Origin of the sequence: Alkalicoccobacillus porphyridii (genome assembly GCF_007293315.1) — a bacterium.
GTDB lineage: Bacteria > Bacillota > Bacilli > Bacillales > Bacillaceae_D > Alkalicoccobacillus > Alkalicoccobacillus porphyridii.
Genome location: NZ_VLXZ01000335.1, coordinates 1 through 251 on the forward strand (window position 1 = coordinate 1; position 251 = coordinate 251).

Here is a 251-nt window from a genome sequence, read left to right on the forward strand (position 1 = left end):
CACCTTGTATTCCAGTCCATGCGGGAAATACTGCGCCAGCTCGTCGAGACGATTGAGCACCAGCTCCGCTGTCGCCATTTCGTTTGCGCCGGAGGCCAGTTTTACCCCCAGCCCGGAGGCTGGCTTACCATTGAAGCGGCTAAGATAATCGTATTTCTCCGCCCCCATTTCGACGGTGGCGACATCGCCCAGCCTTACCTCTGAGCCGTCTTGATTCACCCTCAAGGTGATATCGCGGAACTGTTCTGGTG

At 57.0% G+C, this 251-nt stretch carries 1 protein-coding gene; it reads right to left on the reverse strand.

The window, feature by feature from the left end; translation table 11 throughout:
- Positions 1-251: efflux RND transporter permease subunit (locus FN960_RS24495; RefSeq protein ID WP_143850848.1), on the reverse strand; the 251-nt coding region annotated here is incomplete at both ends.